The organism is Streptomyces herbicida (genome assembly GCF_032656585.1).
Taxonomy (GTDB): domain Bacteria; phylum Actinomycetota; class Actinomycetes; order Streptomycetales; family Streptomycetaceae; genus Streptomyces; species Streptomyces herbicida.
The window spans coordinates 266,004-284,504 of record NZ_JAUYWJ010000003.1; the positions used below are offsets into that span (position 1 = coordinate 266,004).

Sequence of the window (18,501 nt, forward strand, 5' to 3'; positions counted from 1 at the left end):
GGGCATATGCGGCCAGGCCGTCGAGGATCTCGTCAGCGGTCTTGGTGCACACGAAGGATCTGTTGCGAAATTTCCGTACGGATGGCTACCTGTCCGCATCGGTCGATCTCGACGACACACGGCACGCCGGTGTCGGAGGGGGTCCTGGCAGCGCCGGGCATCCCGCGTTAAGAGACGGGCCGTCTCGTCGTCAGTGCCATCCAGTAAATTCTGTCCGTTCGGCCCGACAGGCGGGCCGTCGAAATGGAGGTCTCGTCGCGGTGAGCATCCACCTACACCTTCGCGCTGTTGCGGAGTCCGAGATCCGGGACGATCACACCTGGCTTGCGGCGTTCATGTCCGAGGCTTGGGACAACCACCCCGACGAGTACGCGGCAGGTATCGCCGACTCGATCGAGAAGGTCTTCAACTCCGTCAATGACCTCTATGCCGCAGCCGATGTCCTCCATGCAGACGTCGACAAGCCCTGGGCGCTGCCGATTTACGGCGGCCGCCCCGTGGCACACAGCGCTGACGCCGACCCCTCCAACCCGCCCCTGATGATTCTGGAGCCGCCTGGGGTGTCGCAGGCCGCAGATTTTCTCGCGACTGTTTCTTTCGACGAGCTTTGGGGCATTGCCGGTGCCAAGTTCGGCGGCTGGATCGGGGAAGAGGCTCAGGTCAGGCAGGAGTTCCTGGACATTCACCGGGACCTCCAAGGGTTCTATGGGCGGGCGGCTTCAGCAGGCCACGCCGTAGTCAAAGCGGTGTGGGCTTGAGACGTGGTCACGTGTCGGTTACAGCCATTCGCTGGTTCGCTGTACATGTGCAGCGAACCAGCGGACGAACTGGATCGCGGGATGGCCGTTCTTGAGGACGGATTTACTGCGAAACTATGGTGAGGTATTCGACCGCAAGATCGAGTCCGGGACGCTCCTCAGCCGCGCCGAGGAATGGCGTCCGTTGAATGTGCTGCAGGAGTGCGCGGCGATGGTCGCCGCCGACTCCGACCTGGAGATGGTTCAGGTGGCCCGGGTTTCTCCGCGAAGCCCGGACGCGGTGCTGGAGTACCGGCATGCCTGGTCAGTTGCGCAGGGCCGGGGTGACGGCGACCGACAGCCAGATCACGCTCAAGAGCTTCACCGAGAAGTGGGAGTTGGACCGAGCGCACGGGTATCGGTTCACGTCACACCGGTACGCATTCACGTTTCGTGTGCCCTTTCGGGGTAGGGACATCACGGTGAGTCAGGAGGTGCGGGCCGACAACCGTGGGGTGTTCGGCGGGAGTGTGGCTTTGCCGTCCGGCGTGAAGTGAAGTGCCTCTCCGCGGCGGCACTGACAGTGGGACCGACTGTCGTACCGGGTGAGCGGTTCGCGTGGAGAGTCCGGTTCGTCTTCTCGGTCGCCTCCGCGATCACCGCTGCTGTATAACCAGCCCTCGTTCCGGCCGGCCGCCGTTTCTCGGCCCGTGCCTTTCCTGCCCGCTGCCCATCGAAGGGTTTCTTCGTGCTGCCCTCTTCGCGTTCCCGTGCCCGTACCTGCTTCGTCGCCGCGCCGGCCGTCGCCGGTGTTCTGCTGATGGCGTCGGCCTGTGGAGGCTCGGGTGGGGAGGGGGGAGACGCGAAGGGCGGCGCCGGGTCCGACAGCGTCGCGGTCGGGGCGTCGGACGGGACGGGGGCGCCGGGCCCCTCCTCGTCGGCATCGGCATCGGCATCGGCATCGGCATCGTCCTCGCCGTCGACGTCCGCGTCGGCTTCCGCGAAGGCCAAGGACAGGGGAAAGGGCAAGGACGACGCCTCGGCCTCGCCGAGTGCAGCCCCGGGTACGGCCTCCACCCCCGGGGCCACCACCCCCCGGGCCACCACCGCGCCGCCCGCCGCCCACGCCGCCCCGAACTTCCCCGTCCCCGCCTCCCCGGGCGACGCCACCCAGCTCATCACGGTGAAGGCGAGCGGCTCCTACGCCACCGTCACCGCCTGGGCCAAGGGGGCCTCGGGCTGGAAGGAGCAGTTCAGCACGAGTGCCGGCCGGGTCGGCTCCAACGGCGTCACCGACGGAGCGACGCGGCGGCAGGGGACGTACACCACGCCCTCCGGGACGTACGCCATCACCGAGGGCTTCGGTGTCGAGGCGGGCGGGACGAGCATGCCGTACCACGTCGTCAACAGCTCCGACTGGTGGGTGGAGGACCCCCAGTCCAAGTTCTACAACTCGATGCACAGTGCGGCGGGCGCCGACTTTCCGCTCACCGAGTCCGGTGACAGGGGCAGCGAGCATCTGATCAACTACCCCACCCAGTACGCCAAGGCGCTCGTCATCAACTACAACCGGTGGCCCGCCACGCCCGGCCGCGGCGCCGGGATCTTCCTGCACGTCAACGGGAGGGGCGCGACGGCCGGCTGTGTGTCCGTGCCGCGCACCACGATGGACCGGATCATGGCCTGGATCCGGCCCGGCGCCCACCCGCGCATCGCCATCGGCTGACCACGGCGCGGCACACCGCGTTCGCGGCCGCGTCACGGCGCCGGGATCCGGCGGCCCGCCCGCGGGTTCGAGCAGCGGCGTGTCTCATTCGACACCCTCCGGGAGCCGAGCCCCGACGGTGGCGAATGCGTTCCGTTCACGGCTTGCGGCGGTGAACGATGAAGCGAAAGGTTGTACTCCCGCTGCGACTTCCTTGTGTGGTGATCGACACGTCCACTGCGCGTGATGTTCCTGACGCTGCTTCCGCTATGTGAAGCGGGGGAATCGGTTCCGTGTTCTCCCTCATCGAGCGAACGGGGAACGGTCTCATGGGCGAAGTGGACATGCGCGTGCCGTGCGCGGACGAATTGCGGGCGTACACGGCGGCCTTCGTCTCGCGCGTGACCGCCCGCAACCGGCTGCCGCTGGACTACTCCGAGCGCAGCCTGCGGGTCGTCGACTTCCTGATCGACGGGCTGCGGAAGGGCGGGGCCGACCGGGAGCAGGCGCAGGAGACGCTCTTCGGGCTCGGGGCGTACGTCGGTGAGGTGCTCGTTCGCCGGGCGGGGGCGGTGTGGGTGGACTTCGACGAGGGCCAGCACGCCTACTTCGGGCAGCCCGTCGGCGTGCGCATGCCGGACGGGCGGGTCTGGAACCCCCTCGGAAAGGTCCTCAACCGCTTCGAGGCGGGCGCTCCCGAGGAGTCCCTCCAGCTCTTCTATCTGAAGCTGCATGGGAGGGCACGGAGAGCGGCGACGGCCTGACAACCTTGTCCCTACGGTTGTGAACGTGCTCGTGGACGCCGTGGTGGTCGTGTCGGTCGCGCTGGGCCTCGTACTCGCTCCGTGTGTCGTGGCCCGGCACGACCGAGCCGACGGCGCGAGGGCCGGCCGATCCGTGTCGCCGTTCGTCGCGTGGACGGTGGTGACCGGAGTCGTCTACGTCAACCAGGTGCTGTTCACCGTGTACGTGCTGCGCGTCCACGGCGGCGACCCGTCCTTCATCTCCCGGTACCTGCCGGCCGGGTGGTTCGACCTGGCCTCCGCGAATCCGGTGCTTCGGCGGCTGGCGTTCGGCTTCCCCGCCCCGTCGCTGCTCGCGCCGTCCGTCCTGCGCGTCCAGGCCTTCCTCGAACTTCCCTTTGTTCTACTGGCGTTCGCGACGGTCGTGCGGTGGCTCGACGCCGATCTGTGGCGGCGGATCGCCCGGTCCGCGCTGCTGCCGCTGGCGTCGGTGTCGTACACCGTCGTGTTCTGCCTGGTGGAGTGGGATCTGCGGAATCCGTACACGGTGGACGACATCGTGGTGCGGGGTGTCTCGGCGATCGTCACGCCGTACGTCCTCGCCCGTCTCGCGGCACGCGACACGGGTGCCTCACGCACCCCGGCCTCCGTGCCCGGACTGCTGGTGTTCATCGGCTCGTTGGGGACACTCGGGGTGCTCGTCCTCGTCGTGTACGACACCGCGCTGCTCTACAACCTGGGGCGGCTGGGCGATCGCTTGACGGTGACGGTGGCGGCGGTCGGCGTGCTGATCGTGCTCCGCCGGGTCGCAGCCCGGCTCGCCGAGCCGTCGGCACCCGGGCCCACGCTGACCTTCGTACGTCATACCCTCGGCCACTGGCTCGCGCTGTTCTTCCTCCCCGCGCTGACGGTGCGTTACGGCGTCATGTTCGGGACACCGCAACTGGCCGCGGCAACTGCTCTGTTGCCGGTCGTGACCGCCGTCGTCCTCGCCCGGCGGGACGCGGCGGTCGAGGCGTGGCGGCTCGGAGCCGCCGTCCTCGGAGCCGCCGCCGGGGCCTGCGCGGCCGCGTGGGCGACCCCCGAGTCGTACTACGAAGCCACCCTCCTGTCGGCGACAGCCGCGTTCCTGGTGACGGGCGTCGTGGTCGGCGGCTTGGTCGACGACAGGACCTAGTCCGCCGTAACTCCCCAGTAGCCGATCTGTGCCGGCTGTCCGTCGACGTAGAGCACCGTGCATCTGCCGTGCACCCGGTCGGGGAAGTCGAGCCGGTCGGAGTCCAGGGCATCCGTCCAATCCTCGTGGGTGGGGCGGCCGTCGGGGGCCCAGGCCCGGACCTCCTCATCCGTCAGCGGGCGCATGAAGGGGCCGTCCTCGGGGTCCTCGGGGTCTATGAGCAGGGGGAAGTCCAGGACCGAGTACGTGCCACCGGTGAAGATGTACTCGTGCCAGGCCGGGTCCCGCCACAGCTCCTCGATCGTCCGGCCGGGGAAGCCGTGGTCGTCCTGCGCCAGTTCCGCGTCCTGGGCCTGCCGGAACGCCGCCGCCAGGTCACGCTGATACGGGCCCGTGTCCCGCCAGCAGTCGCCGCCCATGCCGATGCCTCCCGCTCCAAGATCTTCCGTCAGTGGGGCAGCAGCGTAGGAGACACCACTGACACCGGCCGGGACCAGGGAGACGGCCGGTACCTGTGACAGATCTGTGAGCGTCGGCGCTGAGAAACGTGGGACGTGGGACACGCCTGTCGTGTCCCACGGCACGGATTCGCTGCTGGCGCGAACACGAGCGCGAGCTCGGTACGGACGAGGACGGTTCTTGGGCCAGGGAGGGGAACCCCGCCGCGGTCAGGCGTACGACGGGGAGCTGGGCGCGGCCGTCGCGCGGGCCCAGGAGGGCGACGAGACAGCCTTCACGGTCGTGTACCGGCGGGTGCAGCCCGGTCTGCTCGGCTATCTGCGCGGTCTGGTCGGCGACGACGCCGAGGACGTGGCATCGGACGCCTGGCTGGAGATCGCCCGGGACCTGGGCAGGTTCAAGGGCGACGGGGCCGGCTTCCGCGGCTGGAGCGCGACGATCGCCCGGCACCGGGCGCTCGACCATCTGCGCCGCCAGCGGGTACGGCCCCGGGCGACGGCGCTGGAACAGGACGTACTGGAGCTGCCCGGCCGGCACAGCACTCATGAGCAGGCGCTGGAGGCCATCTCGACCGAGGGCGCGCTGAGCCTGCTGCGCGAACTGCCGCGCGACCAGGCCGAGGCCGTCCTGCTGCGTGTGGTCGTCGGCCTCGACGGCCCGGCGGCGGCACGGGTCCTGGGCAAGCGCCCGGGTGCCGTGCGCACCGCCGCGTACCGGGGGCTGAAGCGGCTGGCCCGGCGGCTCGGCGCCGGGGACGAGGTGGAAGGTGTGACGGAAGACGGCTCTCGAACGCTGGGGGAGTCGACATGAACGGAAGCGGCGGCGGACCGCCGGACAGGGATGGATGCGGACATGGGTGAACGGCAGAACGGCGGCGGGCTCTCCGGCCGTCGGCGCGTGCACCCGGACGGCGCCGCCCCTCGTGGGACGTTCGATTCCGAGAGCCTGGAGGTGCTCCTCGGTGCCGCCCTGCGGGCGGGCGCCGTCGACCCCGAGGCCGAGCAGCGTGCCACGGCCGCCTTCCGGGCCGCCCGCGACGCCGGGGCGCACCGGGCGGAGGCCCGGCGCCGGGACGACTGGCGGCCCCGTGAGCGCGGGCGCGGACGGCGCTCGGTGAAGACCACGGTGGCGATGGCGCTGGCGAGCCTCACCCTGGGCGGTGTCGCGGTCGCGGCCATCGGCACGGTCACCTCCTCCCACCGGGGGAACGTCGACGGGCACCACCCCGCACCGGCGACCGGCACCACGGACGGGCCCGCCGTCCGGCCGTCCCGCACCTCGCCCGCGCCCTCCGGCCCGGCGACGCACGACCGTCCGGACACCGCCAAGGACACCCTTGCCCACTGCCGTGCCTATGAGCAGGTCACGGGGCATGGCAAGGCGCTGGATTCGACGGCCTGGCAGCGGCTCGTGCAGGCCGCGGGCGGCGAGAAGAACGTCGCGGCGTACTGCGCCGGGCAGTTGGCGCGGGCGGACGACAAGAAGGCGAACCAGCCCGACAAGTCCGGCAAGGCCGACAAGAGCGACAAGGGTGACGAGTCGGGCGGTGCCGCGAAAAGCAGCCCGAACCCGAACTCCACCAAGAAGAAGTGATTCCCGTCAGGGAGAAGTGATTCGGCTCACCCCGGATTTGACCGTGAGTGGCCGGATTTGTGCTGCCGAGGCAACGACCGGGGCCGCCACCCCCCACAGGAGAGGCCCCGGCCGTCGCGCGGCACGAGCCGCGCGGCGGCCCGTACTTCCTACAGCGCCATGAGTGCGTTTTCTGTCACACCTCGGTGCGTCACGAGTTAGTTGCATCTTGTACGGACGTGGACGAGGAGCGGTTTCAGGTCGTAACGTGCCTTTCGCGTCGAGCGCAGATGCATGACCAATGCAACGATCGGCGGACTCGAAGCCGCGACCATCTACTGAGGAACCACGGGTGCTGGGGGACGACGCGGAGCTGACCGCCGCGGTGCGTGCGGCACAGGACGGGGACGAGACCGCTTTCCGGACTGTGTACCGCGCGGTGCATCCGCGGCTGCTCGGTTACGTACGGACGCTGGTCGGCGATCCGGACGCCGAGGACGTGACGTCCGAGGCCTGGCTGCAGATAGCCCGTGACCTGGAGCGGTTCAGCGGGGACGCGGACCGGTTCCGCGGCTGGGCGGCCCGTATCGCCCGCAACCGCGCGCTGGACCACATACGGATGCGCGGCCGCCGCCCCGCGATCGGCGGCGACGAGACCGAACTCACCGGCCGGGCAGCGGAGTCCGACACCGCGGGCGAGGCCATCGAGGCCCTGGCCACCGGCAGCACCCTCTCCCTCATCGCGCGGCTCCCGCAGGACCAGGCCGAAGCGGTCGTCCTGCGTGTGGTCGTGGGGCTTGACGCCAAGACCGCGGCCGAGACGCTCGGCAAGCGCGCGGGCGCCGTACGCACGGCCGCACACCGCGGGTTGAAGCGGCTCGCGGAGCTCCTCGGGGAGGATCCGGAATCGGCCGGAGTGCTCGACGCACTGCCCGCCCAGCGAGAACCGCGCCGCCGTGCGGTGACGTCCGCCACTGTGACGCATACGCGAGCGCGGACGCAGAAGGACATGTGATGGCCGACGAGCAGTACAAGTGGCTGAACCGGGAAACGGCGGAACATCTGCTGCGCGGTGAGTCGCTCGAAGCCGTCGACGCCGCCGCCCGCGAGCAGGCCGAAAGACTCGCCAAGGCCCTCGGCGCACTCTCCCCCGACACCACCCCGGCCGACGCCGAACTCCCAGGTGAGGAAGCCGCGTTGGCCGCCTTCCGCAAGGCGCGCGAGGCCACGGCCGCCGAGGAGCTCGCCGTCGGCCACGGCGATGAGTCCGCCGTGCGGCGCACCGGCCGCTCCTCGGACGTCGGACTGGTCCGCATCGGCAGCCCGTCCCGCGCCGCCCGCCGCCCGCGCTGGGCCCGCCCCGCACGCCTGGGGCTCGCCGCCGTGCTGGCCGTGGGCATGGTCGGCGGGGTCGCCGTGGCCGCCGGAACCGGAGCCCTGCCGACGCCCTTCGGTGACGAGAAGCCCGGGCCCGGAGCCTCGGTCTCGGCCGCCGTGACCCCCGACCGCCCGGCCGGCTCCCCCTCGCGGGACAACGTGCAGGGCGGTACGTCGGGTACGCCGACGCCCAGCGACACGGCGGGCGGGTACCCGAGCGCCGGCTCCTCGCGCGACGCGGCGGGCAAGGACGGCGGGGACGGCAGGAGCACGGACGAGCGCGGCACCCCCGGCACCGCCGACGGGACCGGCACCTGGGGGCGCAGTGTGGCCGAGGCCTGCCGCGACATCCGGGACGGCAAGACCCTGGGCTCGGACCGCAGGCGCGCCCTGGAGGGGGCGGCGGGCGGCTCCGCGCGCGTGTGGAAGTACTGCAGGGCCGTCCTGGAGGCCGCCGCCGACGCCGCCGGCCAGGACGACGAGGGCAAGGGCGACGACGGCGACGGCCGTGGCGACCGCGGGGACCAGGGCGACCGGGACGGACGCGACGGGCGCGGCCGCCATCACCACGGCGGCGGCAACGACCACCACCAGGACGGCGGAGTCGGCCTGCCCGCCCCGACGGCCTTCGCCCCGCAGCGGCCCACCGGGCCCGACCGGACACCCCTCCCGTCGCCGAGCCCTACCTACAGCGCCCTCTGACCTTTCCCTGCGTACAGCGCTCCTGACCTCTCCCTGCATCTATGACCTGCGCTTTTATAACTCGCAGAAGTTTTTCCGCGCGGGGTGTGACGTTTTCGGCAACTCGCACGCAGTACTGAGTGAGCCGACTGGTCATCGGCCGTCGCACAGAGCCGGGGTTCCCCCCGTACTCACGGCTCGTGCACCTGGCGCGGGCGGGACACGTTCCCCCGGTCCCGCCCGCGCCCCAAAGCCCCTGGTCTCACCAGTAGACGACGACCTTGTCGCCGGTCCGCACCTGCCCGAAGAGACTTGCGATCGCCGCCTCGTCCCGCACATTGACGCAGCCGTGCGAGCCGCCCGCGTAACCGCGCGCCGCGAAGTCGTACGAGAAGTGCACCGCCTGGCCGCCGCTGAAGAACATCGCGTAGGGCATGGGGGAGTGATAGAGCGTCGACACATGGTGGCGCGACTTCCAGTAGATGTGGAACACGCCCTCGCGGGTCGGGGTGTACTGCGCGCCGAAGCGCACCGACATGGTCGACACCGTCCGGCCGTCCACCATCCAGCGCAATGTGCGGCTCGTCTTGCTGATGCAGAGCACCCGTCCGGTCAGGCAGCGCGGGTCGGGCGCGGCGGCCGGCTGACCGCCCATCAGATACAGCTCCCAGGTGCCCGGCTCGTGCGTCATCCCCATCAGCCGCTGCCAGGTGACGATGTCCGTCCTCCCGGTCTGCGGCAGCCCGCGCTTGCCCTGGAAGCCCCTGACCGCCTTCTCCGTCAGATCGTCGTAGGTCCCCGTCGGCCCGTCGAAGAGCCAGGCGACCTGGCGGAGGCGGGCCTGCAGCTCGCGCACGGCCGTGCCGCTGTCGCCGCGGGACCACAGCACACGGGCGGGCTGCGGGGCGGGCCGGTTCCCGGCCGGAGTGGTGGTCGGACTGGGACTGGAGCGGGGGGTGGGGTCGGCCGGCAGCCGGATGTGCACCGGCGACCGCTGCTTGCCGTCCGCGTCCGGGACCTGCACGGTGCAGCCGCACAGTGCGGCGAGCGCGGCGGCCGAGGTGAGTGCGGCGGTTGTTCTTCCGAGGCTCCCCATGCCGGAAATGCTTCCCAGCGTGACCGCCGACGAACTACGGGGCATCGTAAGGAGTGACGAACGTAATGCGGAGGCACACACCATGGCGCGTGAGTCGGAGTCCGGACTGCCCATCGAACCCGTCTACGGTCCGCGGGACCTCGCGGGCCGGGACCCCGCGGAGACCCTGGGCGAGCCGGGTGCTTACCCCTTCACCCGCGGCGTGTACCCGACGATGTACACGGGCCGCCCCTGGACGATGCGCCAGTACGCCGGTTTCGGCACGGCGACAGAGTCCAACGCCCGCTACAAGCAGCTGATCGCGCACGGCACGACCGGCCTGTCCGTCGCCTTCGACCTGCCCACCCAGATGGGCCACGACTCGGACGCGCCGCTCGCCCACGGCGAGGTCGGCAAGGTCGGTGTGGCCATCGACTCCGTCGACGACATGCGGGTGCTGTTCGGCGGAATCCCGCTGGACAAGGTGTCGACGTCGATGACGATCAACGCCCCGGCCGCTCTGCTGCTGCTCCTGTACCAGCTGGTGGCGGAGGAGCAGGGCGTGCCGGCTGACCGGCTCACGGGCACGATCCAGAACGACGTCCTGAAGGAGTACATCGCGCGCGGGACGTACATCTTCCCGCCCAAGCCGTCCCTGCGGCTGATCGCGGACATCTTCAAGTACTGCCGGGCCGAGATCCCGAAGTGGAACACCATCTCGATCTCCGGCTACCACATGGCGGAGGCGGGCGCGTCCCCCGCGCAGGAGATCGCCTTCACGCTCGCCGACGGCATCGAATACGTCCGTACGGCGGTATCGGCGGGCATGGACGTCGACGACTTCGCCCCCCGGCTGTCGTTCTTCTTCGTCGCCCGGACCACGATCCTGGAGGAGGTCGCCAAGTTCCGCGCGGCCCGCCGGATCTGGGCGCGGGTGATGCGGGAGGAGTTCGGCGCGAAGGACCCGAAGTCCTGGATGCTGCGCTTCCACACCCAGACGGCGGGCGTCCAGCTCACGGCGCAGCAGCCCGAGGTGAACCTGGTGCGGGTGGCGGTCCAGGCCCTGGCCGCGGTGCTCGGCGGCACCCAGTCCCTGCACACCAACTCCTTCGACGAGGCGATCGCGCTGCCCACGGACAAGAGCGCGCGTCTCGCCCTGCGCACCCAGCAGGTCCTGGCCCACGAGACCGACGTGACCGCGACGGTGGACCCGTTCGCCGGTTCGTACGCCGTCGAGCGGATGACGGACGACGTGGAGGCGGCGGCGCTGGACCTGATGCGCAGGGTCGAGGACCTCGGCGGCGCGGTCGCGGCGATCGAGCACGGCTTCCAGAAGGAGGAGATCGAGCGCAACGCGTACCGCATCGCCCAGGAGACCGACGCGGGCGAACGGGTCGTGGTCGGCGTCAACCGCTTCCAGCTGGACGAGGAGGAGCCCTACGAACCCCTCCGCGTGGACCCGGCCATCGAGGCCCAGCAGGCGGAGCGGCTGGCGAGGCTGCGCGCCGAACGGGACCAGGGGGCGGTGGACTCGGCGCTGGTGGCGCTGAAGAAGGCGGCCGAGGGGGAGGACAACGTCCTGTACCCGATGAGGGCGGCGCTGCGGGCGCGGGCCACGGTGGGCGAGGTGTGCAACGCGCTGCGGGAGGTCTGGGGGACTTACGTGCCGTCGGATGCGTTCTGAGCTGGGCGATTACTCCGTATGAGTGATCATGGGCGGAGGTGGCACGTCCCCGGTTACGCTCGTGAAGAGTGGGCCCCGAAAAGGAGGACGCCATGGCCGTACTGCAGCAGGAGCTGACCCTGGGCGAGGCTGCCGACCAGCTTGCCCGTGCACTGCCTGGCCACCGCGTGGAGATTCTCCAGGGGAGGCTCACCGTGACACCGCCGCCGGATGGTTCGCACGCCCTGTCGCTGACGAAACTGGGCAGGGCTTTCGACCGGGCGGGGCTCGTTGAGGCGGGGTACGAGTACGTCCAGGGCGTCGGCCTCTGGTTGCCTACGTTGCCCGAAGACTTCGCGGTCCCTGACTTCTCCGTCGTCGACCCGGACTTCCGCGACGCCCATGTCACGAGGAACTACTACGCACCGAACGTCTTCCGCATGGTCGTGGAAGTGACGTCCTCGAACTGGTCCGACGACCTCGGTCCCAAGGTCGAGTGCTATGCGCAGGCCGGCCTTCCGGTCTACCTCATCGCCGACCGCAAACACGACGAGGTCCTGCTGTACACGGACCCGGCCGACGGCAAGTACCCCGACCCCACCCGCTACAAGCGAGGCCAGACCGTCCCCGTCCCGGAGCCCGTCGGCATCACCCTCGACCTCTCCGTGGACACCCTCCTCGACGGCGACGACTGACGTCCCGCCCCCCGAACCCCGGAATCGGAGTGTCGTACCCCCGTGCGACACTCCTTGCCATGTTCGGCGTCATCCACCTCCCCACCTACCTGGCAGGACTCGTCCTCATCGTGCTCCTCCCCGGGCCCAACTCCCTGTACGTCCTCTCCGTCGCCGCCCGGCGCGGCATCCGGGCGGGCTACACCGCGGCGGCCGGGGTCTGGTGCGGGGACACCGTGCTGATGACGCTGTCGGCCGCCGGGGTCGCCTCGTTGCTCCAGGCGAACGCCGTGCTGTTCGGGATCGTGAAGTACGCGGGGGCCGGCTATCTGACCTGGCTGGCGATCGGCATGCTGCGGGCCGCCCGGCGGATGTGGCGGACCCGGTGGGAGAAGGCCGTGCAGGACAAGGCGCCCTCCGCGGTCACCGATGAGCGGCCCTTCCGGCGTGCGTTCGTCGTCAGCCTCTTCAACCCCAAGGCGATCCTGTTCTTCGTCGCCTTCTTCGTGCAGTTCGTCGATCCGGGCTACGCCTATCCGGCCCTGTCCTTCGTCGTCCTCGGCGCCTTCGCCCAGCTGGCCAGCTTCCTCTATCTCAGCGCGCTGATATTCAGCGGCACGAAGCTGGCGGACGCCTTCCGGCGCCGCAAGCGGCTGTCCGCGACGGCCACGTCGGCGGCGGGGGCGCTGTTCCTCGGGTTCGCGGTGAAGCTGTCGCTGGCGAGCTCATAGGCCGCGGCCTAGAGGGTCGTGCCGTACCGCGCCAGGTATTCCTCCAGCCCCGTCGCCGAGTTGCCCGCCCAGCCGACGTAACCGTCCGGGCGGATGAGGAACAGGCCGGTTCCGTACGGTTCGGGGGCCGGGCCCCGAACCGTACGCACACCGTGGCCCAGCTCGGGTGCGTCCGGGCCGAGCAGTGTCCAGTGGGGTCCGCGGAAGGCGTCGAAAAGCCGTACGGCACCCACCGTTCCGTCCGGGGCGCGGTCACCGGCCCGTACGCCGGTCGCGGCCGCCCGCGTCTCCACCGTCAGTGAAGACGCGCGGTAGCCCAGCCCCAGCTGCCGTGTCGCCTTCCCACGCCGGGCCTCGTCGTGGTGGATGGCGGTCGAAAGGCCGAGTACGTGCGCGGCGATCGGACGGCGCTCCTCCTCGTAGGCGTCGAGGAGGGACTCCGGGGCGCCGCTCCCCAGCACCGCGCCCAGCTTCCAGCCCAGGTTGTAGGCGTCCTGGACGCTGGTGTTCAGGCCCTGGCCGCCGGCCGGGGAGTGGACGTGTGCCGCGTCCCCGGCCAGGAACACCCGGCCCGCGCGGAAGCGGTCCGCGAGTGCCGCCCGGGGGCGGAAGTCCGAGGACCAGCGCACTTCCGTCACGTCCTCGGGGGCGAGGTGGGTGCGCTCGGCGACCACCTTCCGGATGCCCTCCAGGGAGAGGTCCAGATCGGTGCCGTCGGGGAACTGGGCGACCAGCTGGAAGTCCTCCGTACCGGCGAGCGGACAGATCGCCACGAAGCCCGAGCCTTCCGAGCGGGGCGGGAAGACGTGCCAGTGGTCCCTGCTCAGGCCGGTGATCCGTACGTCCGCCACCAGGATCGGATCCGGGTCCACCGTCTCGCCCGTCATGCCGATGCCGAGCGCCCGGCGCACGTCCGAGCGGCCGCCGTCGGCGGCGACGGCGTACCGGGCGCGGACGGCGGGACCGGTCGCGAAGTGCGCGGTCACCCCGGTCCCGTCCTGCTCCAGTGCGACGACCTCCCGGCCGAAGGCCACCGCCCCGCCGAGCTCCGTCAGCCGTGCGAACAGGATCTCCTGGGTGCGCCACTGCGGCACCATCCACGGCGCGGTGAACCGCGAGCCCTCCTCGCCGTCCTCCGCCGGGTCGAACATCCGGTGCTCGCCCCTCTGCGTCCCGTCCTGCCAGATCATCCCGACCGGGTACGCGCCACCCACCGCCAGGAACTCGTCCAGGACGCCGAGGTCCTCGAAGATCTCCAGCGTGCGGGGCTGCAGCCCCTTGCCGCGCGAGCCGGGGGCGAGCCCCTCGCCCCGCTCCACCACCAGGGCGTCCACCCCGCGCCGGGCGAGGTCGATGCCGAGCGCGAGGCCGGTCGGGCCGGCGCCGACGATCAGCACATCCGTCCTGTGCACAGCCGTGCCCATGCGCATGCCCATGTCCACCCATCTCCTTAACGATGTTAAGTGCCGGGACGAGAGTGCCCTTAACACTGTTAAGCTGTCAACCGTGAACACCGAACGCCGGGCCCCCCTCGACCGCAAGCGGGTCGCCGACACCGCCCTGAGGCTGCTGAACGAGGTCGGTCTGGAGGGGCTGACCCTGCGCGCCATCGCCAAGGAGCTGGACGTCAAGGCGCCCGCCCTGTACTGGCACTTCAAGGACAAACAGGCGCTGCTCGACGAGATGGCGACCGAGATGTACCGGCGCATGGTCGAGGACGCGCCGCCCATCGAGGGCAGCACCTGGCAGGAGCGCCTGCGGACGTCCGGCCACGGCCTGCGCACCGCGCTGCTGGGCTACCGGGACGGCGCCAAGGTCTTCAGCGGGTCACGCTTCACCGGCACGCTGCACGCCGTTGAGATGGAGGCGACCCTGCGCCTGTTCACCGAGGCCGGGTTCACCCTCGCCCAGGCGGTCCGCGCGACCGCCACCACGTACATGTACACGCTGGGCTTCGTCACCGAGGAGCAGGGCGTCAAGCCGCTCCCGGACGAGCGGCGCGAGGGCTACGACGTGAACGACCGCGCCCGCCTGCTGGCCGACTTCCCCCTGTCGGCCGCGGCGGGCGCGGAGATCTTCGAGGACCATGACCGGCACTTCGAAGAGGGGCTGGAACTGGTGATCGCGGGCATCGGGTCCCGCTATGGAATCCGGTGAGTCACGGCCGCCCGGCCGGGATCAGAAGACCTCCATCCCGTACCAGGCCAGCGCCTCGTTGACCGGCTGGTAGTAGCTGTAGCAGGCGCTGTCGTTGGACCCGGACAGCAGACCCAGGGCGGCGTCGCCGTCGAACAGCGGTCCGCCGCTGTCACCGTGGTTGCGGCAGATCCCCGCCACGTCCATACCGGTGACCGTCATGCCGTCGCTGTAGTTGATCGTCTGGTTCTTCATGCCCACCAGGTTGCAGTCGAACTTGCTCCGGTATCCGGAGGCGCAGACGCTCTCGTAGAGCCTGCTGTCGCGCGAGTAGGAGATGTCCTGGGCCGCGCCGTCCTTGGCCTCGACGTTCCCGTAGTACGTCACGCTGCCGTTGTACGCCCGAATCAGGCCGAAGTCGTTTCCGTCTGCGACGTTGTGCCCCGTGGTGTACCCGATGTAGGTGCCGTCCGCCTTCCTCCAGTCGGTCCCCGAGGTGTTGGTGCAGTGTCCGGCGGTGAGGATCGCCTTGTAGTTCGGGTCCGACTTCTTCCGCACGGTGAAGCCGTACGAGCACGAGACGACACCGTTCTCGATGTAGTCGCCGCCGTTGATCGCGCCCGCGGTGCGCTCGGTCCTGCCGCTGATGCGGATCACCTCCGCGGCCTTGCCGAAGGGTGCGAGGTACCGCTTCAGCGCCGCGACGTCCCGTCGGCTGACCGTGCTGTCGGCGCGGACCACCACCCGGTTGGAGGGGACGTCGACGCCCCACATCGTTCCCGGCGTTCTGAAGTGGGTGTCGAGGCGGTTCTTGATCGACTCCAGGTGGGCGGTGCCGTAGGTCACCCGTCTCGGTATGGCGCCGGCGTCCTTGACCGCGGCCGCGGACTTCGCGTCGGTCACGGTGACGACGAACCGTCGCTGGACGCGGTCCAGATAGACACCGGCGGTGTGGGACCGGCCCAGGCGGTCGGCGAGCTGCTGCGCCGCCCCGCCGCTCGGACCGCCGGCCACGGCCACGTCGTGCACCGGACGGGCGCTCTGCGCCGGGGAGGGCTCCGGCTGGGCGGCCGCGTTCGGTGCCACGGCCAGTGCGCTGCCGACGAGTGAGACGGTGATCAAGGTCTTCGTGCTGAGCGGGAATTTCCTGAACACGGCTTTCAGGTCCTCCGGTCAGATGTGCGTCGATTTTTTGTTCGACACAGCGGAGGACCGAGTGCATCAGCCGGATACGGCTTTCAGGTGGCGGAACGCTTAATTCACTTTCCGTCTGCAATGTCATGCCGTGTTCACCTGGAAGTCGTCGTGCTGTCGTGTCCGGGCGAAGGAGCCGTCCCAGGATCGCGGAGATATTTCCGAAGCGAGCACGGGTGTGCACACGTGGCCAACGAACCGACCCTGTCCGTCATCGTCCCCTGCTACAACATCGAGACCTATGTCGCCGACACGGTGACCAGCCTCGTCAACAACGCAAGGGACGACTTCGAGTTCCTCTTCGTCGAGGACCGGTCCACCAAGGACCGGACCTATGAGGCACTGCTGGCACTGACGAAGAAACTGAAGAACAGCAGGGTGATACGGCACGAACAAAACGGTGGACTGGCCACCGCGCGCAACACCGGAATCGACGCGGCCGAGGGCCGCTACCTCACCTTCCTCGACGGCGACGACTGGCTCGCCCCGGGCTATCTGGCCGACCTGGTCGACTGCATCGAACGCTTCGACGTCGACTTCGTCCGCACCGACCACGTCCAGGTCACCGGCGTCGAGCGAGCCGTCCACCGGGCCCCGGAGGGGCGCCGGCACACCCGGCTCGACCCGCGGTCCTCGATCCTGCCCGTCGACGACACGACGATGGTCGACTACCCGTACGCCTGGGCCGGCATCTACCACCGTCGGCTGCTCGACCGCGGCATGCTGCGCTTCCACGACGGGCTGCGCACCGCCGAGGACCGCCCCTGGATCTGGGAGCTGCACCGCAGGGCGGACTCCTATGTCGCCGCCAGCCTGCGCGGCGTCTTCTACCGCCGGGGCGTGTCGAGCTCGCTGACCCAGATCGGCGACGTCCGCCAGCTGGACTTCTTCCGCTCCTTCGACCTCGTGCTCAGCGAGCTCGCCGACGACCCCGAGGCGGACCGGCTGCGCAAGAAGGCGCTGCGCAACTACTGCGTGGTCATCGCCCACCAGCTCCTCGACCGGGGCAGGTTCGAGCGCAGTGTCGCCGCCAAGCTGCGGCAGCTGGCCGCAGAGGCCCTGGGCCGGATGACCGAGGAGGAGCTCAACGAGGCCCTCGTCGGCATGGGCGAGGAACGAGTGCACATACTGCGGCGCATCCGCGGCGGCATGAAGGGAGTCGCGGCATGAGCGGCACGCAACTGAGCACGAGCACGACGAAGACCACCGGCGGCACGACCCAGATCTTCTTCTCGGCCACGCAGTACGCGGCCGCCACCGTCACCGCCGCCATCCGCGCCGGGCTCTTCGGCCCCCGCGCCGCCCACCGGCGCATCCTCGTCGTCAGCAACACCGCCGCCGTACCCGAGGTCGGCACGCCGCTGGACCGGATGGCCGGCTTCGAGAAGCTGCGCCCCGAGTTCGACGAGGTGCGCTCGTGGAACGAGTTCATCTCCCCGCACCACCCGGCCGGCTGGTCCCCGCGCGCCCAGGACGCCCTCCTGTGGGAGAAGGCCGTACGCCTCGCCTGGGACCTAGGCGACGAGCCCGTCGAGATCGCCTGCGAGTCCATCCAGGCCAACCCCTCCCGCGCGGTCGCCGAGATCTTCGCCGACAGCCCGATCCACGTCTACGCGGACGGCCTGATGAGCTACGGCCCCACCCGCAACCGGATCCCGCACGGCATGAGCAGCCGCATCGCCCGCGTCCTCCACCTGGACCTGATACCCGGGCTGCGTCCCATGCTCCTGGCCGAGTACGGCGTCGAACCCCAGCCCGTGCCGGGCGAGGCCATCGTCGACGTCCTCGCCCAGATCGGCGAGGAGGGCGCCCAGATCCTCGCCGACCGCATCCCGGACGAGGGGCGCCCCACCGCCGTGCTCCTCGGCCAGTACCTCTCCGCCATCGACCTCATCACGCAGGACGAGGAGGAGGAGCTCCACGTCCGCATGCTGCGTGCCGCCGCGCGGGCGGGGCACCAGAGCGTGCTGTTCAAGCCCCACCCCAGCGCGCCCGCCGTGTACGGCAGGTCGCTGGAGGAGGCGGCCGAGCAGCTCGGGGTACGGCTCAGCGTCCTGAGCGAACCCGTGCTCGCCGAGACCGTCTTCGCGCATCTGAAGCCGGAGCTGGTCATCGGCTGCTTCTCCACCGCGCTGATGACCGCCGCCGCCTTCTACGGCATCCCCGTCGCCCGCGTCGGCACGGAGCTGCTCCTCGAACGCATCACGCCGTACGAGAACAGCAACCGCGTCCCCCTCACCATCATCGACGCGGCCCTCCCCGACGCCGAGCGCGCCACCCTCGGCGCCCCGCTCGAACTCGCGTCCCTGAGCGCCGAGCTGGGCCCGCTGGTGCGCACCGTGGGCTACTGCATGCAGTCCCGCAAGCACCCGGGCCTGCACGAGGAGGCGGCCGCCTGGCTGACCGCCCACCTCGCCGAGCACCCGCAGTACTTCAAGAAGCGCCGCCTGACCCGCCTCCGCCTGCCCGGTGGCAGCCCCATCAGGGCCGAGTCCCTGCGCCGCCACCCGGCGGTGCGGCGGGCCGTACGGCAGATACGGGCACGCCAGAGCTGACGCATGCGGGACCCGGAGGCCG

The 18,501-nt window shown here is 70.4% G+C and carries 18 protein-coding genes; 14 read left to right on the forward strand and 4 right to left on the reverse strand.

The genetic code is table 11. From position 1 onward, the window contains the following. Positions 1-260 precede the first annotated feature (260 nt). The 4 genes from Q8A52_RS08260 (at position 261) to Q8A52_RS08275 (ending at position 4,362) form a co-directional block, all read left to right on the forward strand. Positions 261-758, forward strand: a complete 498-nt coding sequence (locus tag Q8A52_RS08260) for a DUF1877 family protein (protein WP_316747627.1) — start codon at positions 261-263, stop codon at positions 756-758. 727 nt (positions 759-1,485) lie between these two features. Further along, on the forward strand, positions 1,486-2,463 hold the full coding sequence (locus Q8A52_RS08265) for a L,D-transpeptidase family protein (protein ID WP_408649157.1): 978 nt from the start codon (positions 1,486-1,488) through the stop codon (positions 2,461-2,463). A 308-nt stretch (positions 2,464-2,771) separates the two neighbouring features. Further along, entirely contained in the window at positions 2,772-3,206 is a 435-nt protein-coding gene (locus tag Q8A52_RS08270; RefSeq protein ID WP_316747629.1) for a hypothetical protein, read from the forward strand. Between the two features lie 25 nt (positions 3,207-3,231). Then, positions 3,232-4,362: a hypothetical protein gene (locus Q8A52_RS08275; protein ID WP_316747631.1), complete on the forward strand. Its 1,131-nt coding sequence runs from the start codon at positions 3,232-3,234 to the stop codon at positions 4,360-4,362. Here the strand turns inward: Q8A52_RS08275 and Q8A52_RS08280 are convergent. Continuing rightward, complete coding sequence (locus tag Q8A52_RS08280) at positions 4,359-4,781, reverse strand: hypothetical protein (protein ID WP_316747633.1); 423 nt, start codon at positions 4,779-4,781, stop codon at positions 4,359-4,361. The two genes, Q8A52_RS08275 and Q8A52_RS08280, sit on opposite strands and share 4 nt — an antisense overlap. A 220-nt stretch (positions 4,782-5,001) precedes the next feature. Between Q8A52_RS08280 and Q8A52_RS08285 the strand changes: the two genes are divergently transcribed. The 4 genes from Q8A52_RS08285 (at position 5,002) to Q8A52_RS08300 (ending at position 8,472) form a co-directional block, all read left to right on the forward strand. Further along, the gene (locus Q8A52_RS08285; RefSeq protein WP_316747634.1) at positions 5,002-5,631 is read left to right on the forward strand and encodes an RNA polymerase sigma factor; all 630 of its coding nucleotides are present in this window, start codon (positions 5,002-5,004) and stop codon (positions 5,629-5,631) included. A gap of 42 nt (positions 5,632-5,673) precedes the next feature. Then, entirely contained in the window at positions 5,674-6,414 is a 741-nt protein-coding gene (locus Q8A52_RS08290; protein WP_316747636.1) for a hypothetical protein, read from the forward strand. A 331-nt stretch (positions 6,415-6,745) separates the two neighbouring features. Further along, positions 6,746-7,408 (forward strand): RNA polymerase sigma factor, encoded by a 663-nt coding sequence (locus Q8A52_RS08295; protein WP_316747638.1) that lies wholly within the window; start codon positions 6,746-6,748, stop codon positions 7,406-7,408. Then, entirely contained in the window at positions 7,408-8,472 is a 1,065-nt protein-coding gene (locus Q8A52_RS08300; RefSeq protein ID WP_316747640.1) for a hypothetical protein, read from the forward strand. Before Q8A52_RS08295 ends, Q8A52_RS08300 begins: the two co-directional genes overlap by 1 nt. A gap of 241 nt (positions 8,473-8,713) precedes the next feature. On the opposite strand, the gene Q8A52_RS08305 is transcribed toward Q8A52_RS08300, so the two are convergent. Further along, entirely contained in the window at positions 8,714-9,547 is an 834-nt protein-coding gene (locus Q8A52_RS08305) for a L,D-transpeptidase family protein (RefSeq protein ID WP_316747642.1), read from the reverse strand. 82 nt (positions 9,548-9,629) lie between these two features. Between Q8A52_RS08305 and Q8A52_RS08310 the strand changes: the two genes are divergently transcribed. The 3 genes from Q8A52_RS08310 to leuE all read left to right on the forward strand — a co-directional run bounded on the left by Q8A52_RS08310 (position 9,630) and on the right by leuE (position 12,594). Further along, entirely contained in the window at positions 9,630-11,210 is a 1,581-nt protein-coding gene (locus Q8A52_RS08310) for an acyl-CoA mutase large subunit family protein (protein WP_316747644.1), read from the forward strand. A gap of 92 nt (positions 11,211-11,302) precedes the next feature. Further along, positions 11,303-11,884, forward strand: coding sequence for a Uma2 family endonuclease (locus tag Q8A52_RS08315; protein ID WP_316747646.1), 582 nt, complete (start codon positions 11,303-11,305; stop codon positions 11,882-11,884). A 59-nt stretch (positions 11,885-11,943) separates the two neighbouring features. Further along, positions 11,944-12,594, forward strand: coding sequence for a leucine efflux protein LeuE (gene leuE / locus Q8A52_RS08320; protein WP_316747648.1), 651 nt, complete (start codon positions 11,944-11,946; stop codon positions 12,592-12,594). An 8-nt stretch (positions 12,595-12,602) separates the two neighbouring features. Here the strand turns inward: leuE and Q8A52_RS08325 are convergent, their stop codons facing one another. Then, entirely contained in the window at positions 12,603-14,030 is a 1,428-nt protein-coding gene (locus tag Q8A52_RS08325; RefSeq protein ID WP_316747650.1) for an FAD-dependent monooxygenase, read from the reverse strand. A gap of 70 nt (positions 14,031-14,100) precedes the next feature. Between Q8A52_RS08325 and Q8A52_RS08330 the strand changes: the two genes are divergently transcribed. After that, on the forward strand, positions 14,101-14,751 hold the full coding sequence (locus Q8A52_RS08330) for a TetR/AcrR family transcriptional regulator C-terminal domain-containing protein (protein WP_316747652.1): 651 nt from the start codon (positions 14,101-14,103) through the stop codon (positions 14,749-14,751). Between the two features lie 21 nt (positions 14,752-14,772). Here the strand turns inward: Q8A52_RS08330 and Q8A52_RS08335 are convergent, their stop codons facing one another. Then, positions 14,773-15,885 (reverse strand): S1 family peptidase, encoded by a 1,113-nt coding sequence (locus Q8A52_RS08335; RefSeq protein WP_316747654.1) that lies wholly within the window; start codon positions 15,883-15,885, stop codon positions 14,773-14,775. Between the two features lie 225 nt (positions 15,886-16,110). Here Q8A52_RS08335 and Q8A52_RS08340 point away from each other — a divergent pair, with 225 nt between their 5' ends. Both Q8A52_RS08340 and Q8A52_RS08345 read left to right on the forward strand, forming a co-directional pair. Then, entirely contained in the window at positions 16,111-17,094 is a 984-nt protein-coding gene (locus tag Q8A52_RS08340; protein ID WP_316747656.1) for a glycosyltransferase family 2 protein, read from the forward strand. Beyond that, positions 17,091-18,479 carry a polysialyltransferase family glycosyltransferase gene (locus Q8A52_RS08345; protein ID WP_316747658.1) on the forward strand — a complete coding sequence of 463 codons (1,389 nt, stop codon included), beginning with the start codon at positions 17,091-17,093 and terminating at the stop codon, positions 18,477-18,479. The genes Q8A52_RS08340 and Q8A52_RS08345 overlap by 4 nt, the downstream gene beginning before the upstream one ends. Positions 18,480-18,501 lie beyond the last annotated feature (22 nt).